This window comes from Nitrospira sp. (genome assembly GCA_016873435.1).
Taxonomy (GTDB): domain Bacteria; phylum Nitrospirota; class Nitrospiria; order Nitrospirales; family Nitrospiraceae; genus VGXF01.
In genome coordinates this window covers 156,477-169,187 of record VGXF01000003.1, presented here as the reverse complement: position 1 = coordinate 169,187, position 12,711 = coordinate 156,477, and the positions used below count along the sequence as shown (strand labels likewise).

The following is a 12,711-nucleotide window of genomic DNA, read 5'->3' as shown; positions in this document are numbered from 1 at the left end:
GGCCGACGCGGGAGTTTTCTTCTGCCCGCCCGACCACATCAGCCGGGAGTTTCCGCACTTCCCCGTCACCCGCACCTACGCGGAGCTCCAAGCGCAGTTCGCGGCCGCCGCCCCCTTCCGCCCCTAAAATAGCCGCGGCGGGGGGCACAGCCCTCCCCTGCGACGACACGCGGGCCCGCTCTCCCCTCAAACGCAGACGGGCGAGGGGGATCCGTCCCCTCGCCCGTCCGTTGAGGCAACCCGTCTACGTGGTGCTTAGAAGTTCATCCAGATCTGGGCATAGCCCCAGTGCTGGTTTTGGCTCTGTCCCAGGTTATGCTCAATGTAGCCTCCTGAGAACATGGTGGAGTAGTTGAGCTGGAAGGCCACCTTCCCCTCGGCAAACATCCGCGTCCACGAAAAATCGATTTCGTCGCCGATGTGTTTCTTGGTATTGCCCACCTTGGAGTAGACATAGACCCCCTGGCCACCACGATACCAGTTGTCCTGTCTGTCGGCTAGATTCAGGCTCGTCGCCCAGATCTCGAAGTGATCATCCTTGGTCGGCCGGAACTGGAAGTTGATCGACGGGCTCATCATGTTCTTCCAGGCTTGGATGTCCATGTAGCCCATGTGGATGTGGTTTGTCGGATAGAAGTTCTCAAACGTGTTGGCCGTTGAGCAACGCCCGTACCCGGCATTCAACGAACAGTTGGACTTGCTATCACCCGACGCATAGTCAAGGTTGAACGCCAGCCGCGGCTTCATCGGGTTATTATAGGCCGTGTAGCCGAACCAGTTTCTCATCGCCCACGCGTTGATGGTCAGATTCTTTTTCTGCGCCTCGCCCGCGATGAGCTGAGGCTGACCGCTGTCACCCATGCGACCGAACTGATAGGCGGTCTCGTTGGTGAAGTCCCAGTTGCCTTTGCGCATTTCGATTCGGTTGCCGATCATGTGACGAATCTGGTTGCTGTGCTTTGCCGTGCCCAGACCCTGCGCCCTGTTGACTTCGCTCTGCTGGTTGTTGACGTACAGGACATAGTAGGGCTCGATCAGGAAGCCCGGGACCGACTTGATCTGGTTGTAGAAAATAAACAGATCGGCGTCGGCCTGGCCATCTCTGCCCGTGGTCGTGTTAGTTACCACGTTCGCCGCGAGACTGCCAACCGGGGCGCCCGACCGAATGTCGGATTCCGCCTCGCGGAACCAGCCCAAGTAGGAGGTCACGGCCTTGGTCTCATAGGAGAACATGAGGCCGTCATGCGAGAAGCCCGTGTTCGCCCAGTCAAAGTGGCCGAACAGCGAGTGGTTGCCGAAGATCACATACTGGCGGCCCGCCTTCATGCTCAGCCCCTGGATCCCGCCCAGGTTCCGCACCAACACATAGGCCGCGCGCACACCGAGCCGGTTGGCAGTACCTCCGCTAGCGTCGTTGGACCCGCCGTGGTTCAGGGAGCTCAACCCTGCACCAACTTCGTTGCCGCCGCCGGTCGCCCCCCAGACCGCCGCGTCAATGATTTCCATGTAGAAATTGACATCCGGCGAGAGGTCATAGCCGATACCCAGCCGCACCCACTGCTGGACGTAGAAGTCGTTGGCTTTGCCCGCTGCGCCGTTATGGTTCACAACGTTGCAGGCACCCGCGGCCGCGTTATTGGCGCCGAAGCACGTGTTTTGCCGCATCTCGGGCCGGACGCGCAGGTCGGCGCGCAGCCAGAAGTTCTTGATGTCGAAGTTCTTGCCGATCTTCGGGTCATAGAGCTCGTAGCCTTCCTTCTGCGGAATGGCCCGCGGAATCGCCGGCAGGTTGGTGATCTTCTCACCTTCTGGGAGCTCAAACGCTGCCCAAGCCGGCGCCGTAAATCCGGCCACTACTGCAACCAGCGCCATATTGAGCGCCTGTCGCAGCCACCCGAGTTTCTTGCTCATCATAACGTGCCTCCTCCTTAATGGACTGGCCATGATTACCGTACGTTACGCGACACTGCTGCATCCCTCAACTGCCTGGCTCACTGGCGGCCCTCCGCCTGGTTCGGCCCGCCGTTCCACTGTCGCAGTGTGGCGTAGCCGCCTACTTATCAACAATTGAAATGTAAATCAAGAAGATTTTACATTTCCGTCCGCCCCTGGGCCGGACCCAACTGCGTGAATCTCTTCTTCTGCTTCCTTCATCGAGGCCGCCAGGTCCTGCTCCGCCATCTTGACTTCCTGCTGGATCAGGTTGACTTCCGGCTCCACTGACTTCCGAAGGTCATCTGCCGTTTCCTTGAGCCCCTTGACGGCCCGACCGACCTGCCGGCCCACTTCCGGCAACTGCTTGGGCCCAAAGAGCAGAAAGGCCAGCACCAGAATAATGAGAATCTCGCCAACACCCAGGCCGAACATAATCGCTCAGGGGCGCGCCGCCGGCGTCTTGGCCCTCGGGCCGCGGGCGGCATGTCTGACGCGTTGCATCGAGCCCCGTGCCCAGCGTCTACGGTTTAGGCCTGCTTCGTGGGCTGCGCGGATTGGGCGGTGAGCTGGCCCGGGTCCGCCGAGGGGGCTTGGCCGACCTGGGCTGCGGCAGGGGGAGGGGCCGGTACGGCCGTGGCGGTGGCCTCTTCGACCGGCTCCGGCTCATGGACCGCCTTCTTAAACCCCTTGATCGCCTTCCCCAAACCTTCCCCCAACTGGGGGATCTTGCCCGCCCCAAAGATAATCAGGACGATAAACAGGATCAGTAAGAGTTCCATCCAGCCGAACGAACCGAACATTGAAGACCTCGTAGACGACTTAGCGTAAGTGGGGGGGCACGCTGAGCGGGATTCTGGCTCCCGGCTCGGGGCCCCTTGAGAGCTACCTATCAGCCGGGCACGCTACAGGCATTTGCGGGATGAGTCAAGCACTTTCTGGCAAGCGGCACAAGCGCCCCGCTAGGCGAAGAAAAAGTGCCGGTAGTCAATCGGTTGGACCGGCATCCCCTGCGCCGCCAGCACCAGTTCCCGGGCATAGCCCAGCGCTTCCAGGTCCGCCATGGCGCCGGCGAGTTCCTGCTCCGTCAGATAGGCCACCGTATCGGGGACCCCGTTGGGGCCCAGCGCGTTTACGAGGGCCTGCAGCGCCGGCCGCTCGGCCGCAGGGGTCTCGTGGCGCAGCGGGAACTCAATCGGGCGCCGGTAGGCGCTGTGGTAGAAAGGCTTGAGGGCGTGGAGCGTCCGGATGATCAGTCGGTCCTGCTCCCAGGGCTGGAGCGAGCGGGGCGAGGGATAGGAGGCCAGCAGATCCATGAGGCTCACGACCTTCGTCTGCAAACTGCGTCCGACAAATGCCCGCTGGGCCTCGATCGCGGGGGTCGTGATGCCCTGGTAGGCCGACACGGATTTTACCAACGCAAAGTTGACCATGAAACTGTGCAGCCCGCCGAAGAGACCGTAGCAGGGTTTGTCGGGGTCATTGACCACCGCCAGCTCGTCCGCGCCGGCATCGAAGCTACTGAAGCCGATCGCGTCGGGCGCCAGCACCCGCTTCGCCTCGTGCACGGTTGCGCAGGCGCCCAGGTTGACCGGCACGAGCACGTGCTCGTCGATCTGCTTGAGAAACTCCGTGATGGTCTTGCGATAGGGCACCGCCTTCCAGTCGGTCTTGCGGTACTCCTTCTCCCAGATGATGTCTTCCAGAAAGGCGGGGAAGTGCTGCAGCGCCGCGCCGTTCTTTTCGTCGAAGGCCCGGACAAACCCCGACCAGTCGGCGATGTCGGCATGCCGCTTTTCGCTTAAATTGGGCCGCAGGTACTCTTCGTCGACGTCGTTGCCCTTGCGCAGCAGCAATTTGGCCGGCAGTTCGTTCCACAGCTCATTGCAAATGATCCGATCCACCGAGCCCGCCGCCACCGACGTCAGCGCCGCGGCCTCAGCGCAGAGCGTCTCCACCTGCGCCCGGTGCGGCGCCAAATCCGGATGAGCGAGCGCCGTGGCGAGCATGGTCGGATGCGCATCCACCAGGACGTAGCGGACGCGCGGATAGACGAGGCCGTCGGGGTCCAGCGCCTGAAGGTGCGTCAGAAAACAGGCGGCCAGATTCCCGTTCCCGCAGCCCCATTCGTGGATGACCAGCGGGGGCGCCGTGCCCCGTGCCCCGTCGGTGGCACGGGCGCAGACCCGCGCGAAGTAATCGGCGGCGAGCGCATGCGCGAGCCGATAATCGGCGGACGCAAACGTCTGGTAATACTCGTGGACGCGGGCGCCCCGCAGCCCGTAAAAAATCTGGCTGATGTGGGCCTGCCACTCGTCGACGGGCTTGAAGTCGCCTATGAGTTGCGGCAGCGCATCGGGATTTGTGTCGAGATGGATCGCCATGGCCGGCCCATACTATCAGAACGGCTTTTCGCCGGGCAATGCATCGTGCGCGTGGCGCGGGCGGCCCGTCTTGACAGGCCCCCGACGCTGCAGGTACGACAAGGCCTATGCGACGCGCGGGGCAATCGCTGGGGCTGGCCATGGCCGGGGTGCTGAGCCTCGGAGCGCCCGGGCACAGTTTCGCCGCTGATGCCGCGCCCGGCGGCGTGCCGGAGCTGCAGGACAAGAACCCGATTGCCTCCTACGACTTCAACAAGCCCCCCGAGGGCCTGTTCCGCGCCATCCAGACCGCCGAAGGATTCGACGAGGAGCTGGGCTTCCGGCGCACGCACGAAATCGTGGCCGTCAAACCGACTGCCGTCTTTCGCCCCACGGCGCCGGTCTTCATCATCTTTAGCGTCTTCCCCCATTATCAGCCCTATCAGGTCTTCGGCGTCTGCTATCCCGAGGAGGTCGCCGGGCTCGCGCCCACGACCGCCCTCACACAGGACGCCATGTACCTTGCGCTGGAGGACGAGAGCGGCTACGTGCACCTCACGCCACCAGCGGGCGGCTGGAAACCCGGTCGGTATCGCGTGGAGATCCACGTGGGGTTTGCGATTAACAACCTCAGCCTGACCGGCACGATCCGCTTTACGGTACAAGAGCCCGCGTAGGCCTGCTGCGGGCCGTGCCCCGCGGCAGGCACTACGCGCAGGTTTGACCGTCCCGTAGCCCTCCGGTAGAATGCGCGCATGTCGGGGCCCGTCTGTCCGTGGATTTCTGTTGTCATCCCCATCAAGGATGAAAAGGACACTCTGCCGTCGCTCACCGCGCAGCTACTGAAAGTCTTAGCCCCGCACGAGCAGTCCCGTTCGAGGCCTTTCGAAATCCTCTACGTCGACGACGGCAGCACCGACGGCAGCAGCCACGTGTTGGACAATCTGGCCGCCCAGCACGCGCAAGTCCGTGTCCTGCATTTCGACCGCAACTACGGCCAGACGGCCGCCTTCGACGCCGGCTTTCGCCACGCGCACGGGGAGCTGATCGTACCGATGGACGGCGATTTGCAACTCGATCCGGCCGACATCCTCGTGCTGCTGCCGCTGGCCGCACAGTACGACCTCGTCTGCGGCTGGCGCACAAACCGGCACGACAATCTGGTGCGGACACTCTCCTCTCGCATCGCCTACGGATTCCGCACCCTGGTGCTGGGCGACACGATTCACGACACCGGCTGCTCGCTCAAAATATTCCGGCGCGCGGTCGTCGAGAAACTGTCGCTCTTCGAGGGCATGCACCGGTTCTTTCCTGCACTGGCGCGCATGCACGGCTTCACGCTCACCGAGGTCCCCGTCCGGCATTACCCGCGGGCGCACGGCCTCTCCAAGTACGGCGTCGGCAACCGGCTCTGGCGTAGCCTCTGCGACCTGCTGGCCGTCCGGTGGATGTACACGCGCGTTCTGCGGTATCGTCTCAAACCATGAGCACAACCGAACTCCTCTGGCTTGGGATCGGCTTTCTTGGGCAGGGGGTTTTTTTCATGCGCTGGGTCGTGCAGTGGATCGCCTCGGAGAAGCACGCCGAGAGCCGCGTCCCGGTCGCCTTCTGGTACATGAGCCTCATCGGCGGCCTGATCACGCTCGCCTATGCCCTCTATCGCAAAGACCCCGTGTTCATCGCCGGCCAGAGCGTCGGCGCCATCGTCTACCTGCGCAATCTCATGCTGATCGCCCGTGCCAGCCGCTCCGCAGCAGCCCCTGCACAGACCCAGGACCCCACATGAATGAGGTTGAGTGGCATCCAGCTGTACAGGACAACCGGAGCGTCCACCTCGTTCTCCTGCTGGCCCTGGCCGCCCTTCTTTTCTTTCTCGGGCTGGGGAGCCTCGGCCTAACCGACCGCGACGAGGGCAGTAACGCCGAGGCCGCTCGCGAGATGGTCGAAACGGGCGATTGGGTCAGCCCCACCCTCAACTACCAGCCCCGCTTCGCCAAACCGGCCTTCATCTACTGGCTGATGAGCGCGGCCTATACAACCTTCGGCGTCTCCGAATTCAGCGCCCGCCTGCCCTCGGCCGTGGCCGGGGTCGGACTGATCCTGCTCCAGTATCTGGTGCTGGCGCGCCTCCGCACGCCGCTGGTCGGCCTGCTCAGTGCCGTGATGCTGCTCTTGAACCTGGAAATCGTCGCGATCGGTCGCATGGCCCTGACCGACAGCGTGCTGATCTTGTGCACCACCCTGTCGCTCTATGGGTTTTGGCTTGGGTTCAACGGAGAGGCGCGCGCCCGCCACTGGATCTGGCTCTTCTACGTGGGCATGGGCCTTGGCACATTGACCAAAGGCCCCATCGGCCTGGCCGTGCCGCTGCTGGCCGTTGTGCCCTATCTCACGCTCACCAAACGCTGGCCACAATTCTGGCAGAAGGGCGTTCCGCTCGCGGGCCTGGCAGTGTGTCTGGCAATCGCCCTGCCCTGGTACGCCACGATGCTCGCCCTCCACGGCAGCCGCTACAGCCAGTCGGCACAGGCCGATACGATCGGCCGGTTTGCACACACGATCGGCGGCCACGGCGGAACGCTGCTCTTTTATGTGCCGATCCTCCTGTTTGGCTTTTTCCCGTGGAGCGGATTGACCTCCGTGGCCCTCTACCAGACGTGGCAGGAGTGGCGCGCCTCGAGAGGCAGCCTCCAGGGCCGAGCTGGTGACCTGGAACTCTTCGCCGCGCTGTGGCTGGTAGCCGGTTTTGTGTTCTTCAGCCTCTCCGCCACGCGACTGCCCCATTATATTGGTCCGCTGTTTCCGGCTGCCGCGATCCTGGCCGCCTGTTACTGGAACCGCTGCCTCTCTGAGCCGGCCCCGCCGGGCCTGCGCGCGGCCATCCATCTCACGATGGGGCTGGGCTTCCTGCTGGGGCTGGGCTTCTCCTCGGCGCCGGCGCTCTACGACCGGTTCATCGACGTGATTGGCAAGGAATTTCCCATGGCCTCGCAGGCCTCGCCGGGCTTTGGCCCTGTCGCCGTCGGCCTGACGCTCGTGCTCGGCTGCGCGCTGATCGGCGTCTTCGGCTTCTCGGACGACCGGCGGGCGGGCACCTTCTGGGCCGCGGGCGCCATGATCGCAATCGTGATCCTGCTGGCGATCCAAGTGATCCTGCCGCGGTTCAACGCCGCCTTCATCGCCCCGCCGCAGGAGCTGGCCTATGCCGCGGGCGTGAACCTCGGCCCAGACGACCGGCTGATTCTCTACGGCCCGGCGCGGCCGTCGCTGATCTTTTACGCAAAACGGCCAGTGCTCGTGATCAGGCCCGGCGAGGAGGACCAGCTGCGCCCGCTTGTGTCCGGAACGGGCCGGACCCTAATCCTGCTGCCCTCACGTCTAAAGCCCAAGCTGCCGCCGGAGGCCGCGGGGTTTGTCACGATTTTGCAGAGCTCGGGCTACAGTTTGCTGGCCAGCGACTCCATCCTCAAGTTACCGGCCAATCTTCCCCCACCGCCAGTCTACGATCCGGCAAAGGATCCGCACGCGAGATATAAACAGTAAGACGACTGCTCCGAGGCGGGGGAGGGCTAGCGGACGGCTTCGGATCGCGCGCCTCGTGCCGTCCAGTGCGAGAGTCCGGTCAGCACGCCGGCGCCAAGCAGCAGGCCGGCCGTGCGCAGATCGGACGCCGGCCAGACGAGCAGCCACAGAAGCGCACCGCCCGCCACGAGCCAGGACACGGCCGGCACGACACACGCCTGCACTCTGATCCTCCACTGATGCCTTGGGGCCACGACCAACGTGCCGACGACAAGCCCCAGCCCGATGCCCGCCACCACATCGGAGACGAAATGCGCACCACGGAAGATGCGGGTCAGCGCAACGAACCCGGCCAGCGCATAGGCCGGGCGCGCCCAGCGCGGGAAATGCGTTGCCAGGACAGCGGCAACGGCAAACGAGATGGCCGCGTGGCCGGAGGGAAACGAATCGTAGCCTGCTTCGAGCGTCGGCCCGGTGACGAAGGTGTCCTCCTGATGGAGGCGCGGCCGCGGACGCCCGAGGCTGTGCTTAAGTCCTTGGACCAGAATCCCTGTGACGGCGTGGGCGATCCAGCCCTGGACGCCGGCGGCGCGCCACGTCGAATCGGCACGCCAGTAGCCCACGGCCACGAAGAGCCCGCTGAGTGCCAGCAGCGTCCAGCCCTTGCCGAGCAGATCGCCGGCGTCGCCCACCCGCTCGATTGCGACTGCGCGCAAGGCTCGGACGACTTCAAGGGTGGGCCGATCCATCTGGCGCACCGCGCCGACAAGAAGTACGAGCGCGGCCAGGGCGCAGGCAAGCGGCACCCGGCTGACCGCGCGGGGGGCCGCCCGGTGCGGTGCGCGCTCGACCGGCTCGCCACGCACCGCTTGATCCGTGCCTTCCATTTATGGCACCCAGTCGGCCATGAAGAGATTGACCTCGCCGTCCGCGGTGGCCTGGCGATCCGAGACCCAGACGAGGCGTCTGCCGTCGGGCGAGAACCGGGGAAAACTGTTGACGCGTCCCACCGTCGTGAGCTGCTCGCCCCCCGTGCCGTCGGCGTGGATGAGATGGAGGTGGGACGACGGCGGGCCGTCTGTGCCGGGATCCTGGCTGCGTGCGGAAAAAATGATTCGCTGCCCGTCCGGATGGAATGCAGGCGCACCGTTGGAGGCGCCGTTGGTGGTCACCTGCCGCCTGCCGCTGCCGTCGGCGTTCATCACGAAGAGGTCCCAGGGCCCCGGTGCAACGAGGCGCTGGGCCAGCAGCGCCGTGTAGGCCTCCAGCTCGGTCCGGTTCTGCGGATGGGCGGCGCGATAGACGATCCGCTTGCTGTCGGGTGAGAAGAAGGCCCCGCCGTCGTAGCCGAGTTCCGTCGTGAGCCGGCGCACGCGCGTGCCGTCCAGATTCATAGCATACAGATCCGGATCGCCGTCCCGCATCGAGGTGAAGACGATCGTCCGCCCGTCCGGGGCAATTGTCGCCTCGGCGTCATAGCCAGGCGTCGCGGTCATGCGGTGGAGCCCCTGTCCGTTGAGACCAATCGAATAAATGTCGTAGTCGTCTAGCGCCCAGTGATCGCGGCCGGCGCGCTTCGGCTCCGGGGGACATGGCTGGCGGGCGAGATGCGTCGAGGCGAAGAGCACGCGGCGGTCGCCGGGGAAAAAGGACCCGCTTGTATTCGCGCCCGTGCCGAGGCTAACCCGGCGGAGGCTGTTGGTGTCCAGCTCCAGCACGTAGATCTGGTAGCAGCCCAGCCCCTTCGTACTCGACAGGGGCGTGCCCGCTGGCAGCGTGACCGTGCCCCCGCCCCAATCGTTTGTGGATTGGAAAATCAGCTTCGTGCCGTCGGTCGAAAAATACGCCTCGGCATTTTTGCGCCCCGCCGTCAACTGGCGGATGTTGGCGAGATGACGCTCCGCCAAGACCGACTGAGGCTGCGGGGCAGGCTGCGCGTCGGCCTGCGCGAGGATCGCAAGCGCCGCCACGGCCGCCGCGAGCGCCGCCGGAATACCCACCTGCCCCTTGGCCTCGGCCTCACCCTTCTTGCGCGGCACCCTGTACCTCCCGGTCGCGGGCGCCGGCCAAATCCCCGCGCGCGGCCACGGCCCCGTCCTGAAACACCAGATAGCCCTGCCACCCGTAAAAAAACAAGCGCCGCGCCACTTTCGCTGCGGCGGCCGGTGTGGCCCCATAAAAGAGCGTCACCACGTGCGCGGGATCGTCCGGGCGCCGGCACGACACCAGCGCAGCCAGCCCCGGCCCCTGATAGGTCTTCCCTTCGATCATCACAGCATCTTTTTCGATGCGGATATTCCCGCCACACCCGCGCACCGCCCACTCGGCTGCGGTGTTGATGCCGGGCCCGCCCAGCACCAGCAACGACCCCTTCGTGGTCTCGACATTCCGCTCGTCCTGCCGAGCGACGGTCGCATCCTTTGCCGCTATCTGCGCGGCCAGCTCCACATAGGGCACACGGTCCTGCTCGGAGCCTCCTGTCGGCACCACCACCGCCCGCGCCGGGTCAGTCACAAAGAGGTTCAGCATGGGCGGCAGCGCTTCACGCGGAATGCGCCGGAACAAGTTGTACTCGGGATCGGCCGGGACGGACGGTGCCTGTGGGAGAGGGGCGGCGCCCGGCTGCTCCACCCAGTGGGCAAAAAATTCTCGCAGGTCCCGGCCGGACGCGTCGGCGAATGTCTGCTCGACCTCTCGCCAGCCCGCATGCTTCTCGCCGTACCGCGCGACGAGCGTGCGCAGTGCCGTCCAGAAGGTCTCGTCGCCCAGATTGCGCCGCACCATATGGAAGATCATCGCGGCTTTTTGATAGCCGATGGCGTTGTCTTTCGGATCGTGCGTTTGCGTGAACTGCGCAACCGGATAGTCCTGCTCCGGCTGCACATAGACGGCGTAGCCCAGCAGCATCATGCGCCGCTGCTCGCGCGCCTGCGCGGGCGTGCCGGTCAGCTCCTCGTAATAGTAATTGGCCAGATAGGTCGTCAGCCCCTCCACCCAGTTGCCCTGTCCGGGCGCGTTGAACACGTGGTTGCCGATCCACGAATGGACGATTTCGTGGCCCAGCGCGTAGGGCTGGACGTAATGCCGCTTGACCACGCCGCTGCCCAGCAGCGTGAAGGACGGCATCCCCAGGCCGCTGGGGAAAAAATTCTCCACGACAGAAAACTTCGGAAAGGGATAGGGCCCAAGCAGCTTGCTATAGGTCTCGAGATATTGGATCGAGGCCTCGAGATACGCCTCGGCCAACGCCGCGTCATCGGGAAACAAATAGGTCGAAACCTCAACGCCCTTCCAGTCGCGCCGGGTGACCACAAAGCGGTTGGCGACCAGCGAGAGGGCTTCCGTCTTTGCCGCAATGGCCCAGACCGCCGCCGCCTCGCCGTCGGCGACCGTCCGGGCGAGCTGCGTGCCATGGGTAACCGCGTGCCAGTCCGAGGGCGTCCGCACACGCACGCCGAACGTGGCCAGCGAGTCCTGCCGATCGGGATACCAGCGGGTCTCCCCGCTGAGATAGACCCCCTCCGGACCGATGTGGCCGGCCGTATCGCTGGGCGTGACAAAGCGCAGATGATTTGGGTCGTGCGGCGGGTCGTTGATCGTGCCCTGATACTGCCAGACGAGCTCTACCGTCTCATCCTTCAGCAAGGGCTTCCCAAATCGCACGGTCACGGTCTGCTCGGACGAACCCGGTTTAGCCACGATCCCCAGGGGCCGGATGCCGCGTGAACCGGGCTCCAGCACCAGGACAACGCGCAGGCTTGCGTTGAGCACGAACGACGCCTCGGGCAGCTCGTCGGTCAGCGCCCGGACGGTCATCTGGTCCACCGCCCGCAGTTCATGTGTGGCGGGCGTCACCTGCACTTCCAGCTGGTGATGGAGAATGTCGACGGCAGGCGCGGGCGGCTGAGCGGCCTGGACCGGATAATCCACGCCAACGAAGAGTGCCACTGCGACCCCGATGGACGGCCAGCGAACGCGCATAGAGTCAGCGCTGTCCAATCAGCGCATCCACGAAGGCCGGCGCGTCGAAGTCTTGCAGCGCCTCGGCTGATTCGCCGACGCCGATCAGACGCACGGGAATCTTCAACGCCTCCGCAATCGCCACCACGATGCCGCCGCGCGCGGTGCCGTCCAATTTGGTCAGGGCCAGGCCTGTCACGCCGACGGCATCGTGGAACTGTTTCGCCTGCGCCACCGCATTCTGGCCCACCGTGCCGTCGAGCACCAGCAGGACTTCGTGCGGCGCGCCGGGCACCTCGCGCGCCAGCACCCGTTTCACTTTTTTGAGTTCGTTCATCAAATTAGTATTGGTGTGGAGCCGGCCGGCCGTGTCGATGAGCACGACGTCCGCCCCGCGCGCCTTGGCGGCGGCGAGGCCGTCGAAGACGACCGCCGAGGGATCGGCCCCCTGCGTGTGCCGGATCACATCCACGCCGATCCGCGCTCCCCAGTGCTCCAGTTGCTCGATGGCCGCCGCGCGGAAGGTGTCGCCCGCGACGAGCAGCGGCGTCCGCCCGCTCTGTTTGAGTCGCTGCGCCAGCTTGGCAAGGGTCGTGGTCTTGCCAACGCCGTTGACGCCGACCAGCAGAATCACGAAGGGGTTGGGCCCCTTGGCGATGAGGCGCTCAAGCGGCTCCTGCGGAACGTTGCGCAGGACGTCCAGCAGGGTCGCCCGCAGGACCGCGCGCGCCGTGCCGGCTGCAGCGCCCTGCTCCCGAAGACGGTCCATGAGCCGCGCCACGGTCCGTGCGCCGATGTCGGAGGCGATGAGCGCTGCTTCCAGGTCCTCGCACGCCGCCGGATCGAGCCCGCGGCCAGTCAGGGCATCCAGCGAACGGCTCAGCGCCGAGCGCGTCTTCGCCAGCCCCTGCTGCAAGCAATCCAGCCAGCTCAT

12 protein-coding genes are annotated in these 12,711 nt (G+C 65.1%); 4 read left to right on the top strand and 8 right to left on the bottom strand.

What is annotated here, in order from left to right:
* Positions 1-255: 255 nt before the first annotated feature.
* The 4 genes from FJ248_03725 to FJ248_03710 all read right to left on the bottom strand — a co-directional run bounded on the left by FJ248_03725 (position 256) and on the right by FJ248_03710 (position 4,316).
* Positions 256-1,914, bottom strand: coding sequence for a hypothetical protein (locus tag FJ248_03725; protein MBM4119996.1), 1,659 nt, complete (start codon positions 1,912-1,914; stop codon positions 256-258).
* A gap of 165 nt (positions 1,915-2,079) precedes the next feature.
* Entirely contained in the window at positions 2,080-2,367 is a 288-nt protein-coding gene (tatA, locus tag FJ248_03720) for a twin-arginine translocase TatA/TatE family subunit (protein ID MBM4119995.1), read from the bottom strand.
* A gap of 95 nt (positions 2,368-2,462) precedes the next feature.
* Complete coding sequence (gene tatA, locus FJ248_03715) at positions 2,463-2,735, bottom strand: twin-arginine translocase TatA/TatE family subunit (GenBank protein MBM4119994.1); 273 nt, start codon at positions 2,733-2,735, stop codon at positions 2,463-2,465.
* A 159-nt stretch (positions 2,736-2,894) separates the two neighbouring features.
* Complete coding sequence (locus FJ248_03710) at positions 2,895-4,316, bottom strand: class I SAM-dependent methyltransferase (GenBank protein ID MBM4119993.1); 1,422 nt, start codon at positions 4,314-4,316, stop codon at positions 2,895-2,897.
* A gap of 107 nt (positions 4,317-4,423) precedes the next feature.
* On the opposite strand from FJ248_03710, the gene FJ248_03705 reads away from it, so the two are divergent.
* The 4 genes from FJ248_03705 to FJ248_03690 all read left to right on the top strand — a co-directional run bounded on the left by FJ248_03705 (position 4,424) and on the right by FJ248_03690 (position 7,838).
* Positions 4,424-4,972 (top strand): hypothetical protein, encoded by a 549-nt coding sequence (locus FJ248_03705; protein MBM4119992.1) that lies wholly within the window; start codon positions 4,424-4,426, stop codon positions 4,970-4,972.
* A 78-nt stretch (positions 4,973-5,050) separates the two neighbouring features.
* On the top strand, positions 5,051-5,782 hold the full coding sequence (locus tag FJ248_03700; protein MBM4119991.1) for a glycosyltransferase family 2 protein: 732 nt from the start codon (positions 5,051-5,053) through the stop codon (positions 5,780-5,782).
* A complete protein-coding gene (locus FJ248_03695; protein ID MBM4119990.1) occupies positions 5,779-6,081 on the top strand; it encodes a lipid A biosynthesis protein in 303 nt (100 codons plus the stop codon). Before FJ248_03700 ends, FJ248_03695 begins: the two co-directional genes overlap by 4 nt.
* Positions 6,078-7,838, top strand: coding sequence for a glycosyltransferase family 39 protein (locus FJ248_03690; protein ID MBM4119989.1), 1,761 nt, complete (start codon positions 6,078-6,080; stop codon positions 7,836-7,838). The genes FJ248_03695 and FJ248_03690 overlap by 4 nt, the downstream gene beginning before the upstream one ends.
* Before the next feature lie 26 nt (positions 7,839-7,864).
* Here FJ248_03690 and FJ248_03685 read toward each other — a convergent pair whose 3' ends face one another.
* The 4 genes from FJ248_03685 to ftsY are packed head-to-tail and all read right to left on the bottom strand — an operon-like array spanning position 7,865 to position 12,711.
* Entirely contained in the window at positions 7,865-8,704 is an 840-nt protein-coding gene (locus tag FJ248_03685; GenBank protein ID MBM4119988.1) for a phosphatase PAP2 family protein, read from the bottom strand.
* The gene (locus FJ248_03680; GenBank protein ID MBM4119987.1) at positions 8,705-9,994 is read right to left on the bottom strand and encodes a hypothetical protein; all 1,290 of its coding nucleotides are present in this window, start codon (positions 9,992-9,994) and stop codon (positions 8,705-8,707) included.
* Positions 9,837-11,798, bottom strand: a complete 1,962-nt coding sequence (locus tag FJ248_03675) for a M1 family metallopeptidase (GenBank protein ID MBM4119986.1) — start codon at positions 11,796-11,798, stop codon at positions 9,837-9,839. Before FJ248_03675 ends, FJ248_03680 begins: the two co-directional genes overlap by 158 nt.
* 4 nt (positions 11,799-11,802) lie before the next feature.
* Positions 11,803-12,711 carry a signal recognition particle-docking protein FtsY gene (gene ftsY / locus FJ248_03670; GenBank protein MBM4119985.1) on the bottom strand — a complete coding sequence of 303 codons (909 nt, stop codon included), beginning with the start codon at positions 12,709-12,711 and terminating at the stop codon, positions 11,803-11,805.

Coding starts and splice junctions, on each gene's coding strand:
- FJ248_03685 (MBM4119988.1), bottom strand. CDS start 8,704: ATGGAAGGCACGGATCAAGCGGTGCGTGGCGAGCCGGTCGAGCGCGCA.
- FJ248_03690 (MBM4119989.1), top strand. CDS start 6,078: ATGAATGAGGTTGAGTGGCATCCAGCTGTACAGGACAACCGGAGCGTC.
- FJ248_03705 (MBM4119992.1), top strand. CDS start 4,424: ATGCGACGCGCGGGGCAATCGCTGGGGCTGGCCATGGCCGGGGTGCTG.
- FJ248_03695 (MBM4119990.1), top strand. CDS start 5,779: ATGAGCACAACCGAACTCCTCTGGCTTGGGATCGGCTTTCTTGGGCAG.
- tatA (MBM4119995.1), bottom strand. CDS start 2,367: ATGTTCGGCCTGGGTGTTGGCGAGATTCTCATTATTCTGGTGCTGGCC.
- FJ248_03710 (MBM4119993.1), bottom strand. CDS start 4,316: ATGGCGATCCATCTCGACACAAATCCCGATGCGCTGCCGCAACTCATA.
- FJ248_03675 (MBM4119986.1), bottom strand. CDS start 11,798: ATGCGCGTTCGCTGGCCGTCCATCGGGGTCGCAGTGGCACTCTTCGTT.
- FJ248_03680 (MBM4119987.1), bottom strand. CDS start 9,994: ATGGGGCCACACCGGCCGCCGCAGCGAAAGTGGCGCGGCGCTTGTTTT.
- ftsY (MBM4119985.1), bottom strand. CDS start 12,711: ATGAGCTGGCTGGATTGCTTGCAGCAGGGGCTGGCGAAGACGCGCTCG.
- FJ248_03700 (MBM4119991.1), top strand. CDS start 5,051: ATGTCGGGGCCCGTCTGTCCGTGGATTTCTGTTGTCATCCCCATCAAG.
- tatA (MBM4119994.1), bottom strand. CDS start 2,735: ATGTTCGGTTCGTTCGGCTGGATGGAACTCTTACTGATCCTGTTTATC.
- FJ248_03725 (MBM4119996.1), bottom strand. CDS start 1,914: ATGATGAGCAAGAAACTCGGGTGGCTGCGACAGGCGCTCAATATGGCG.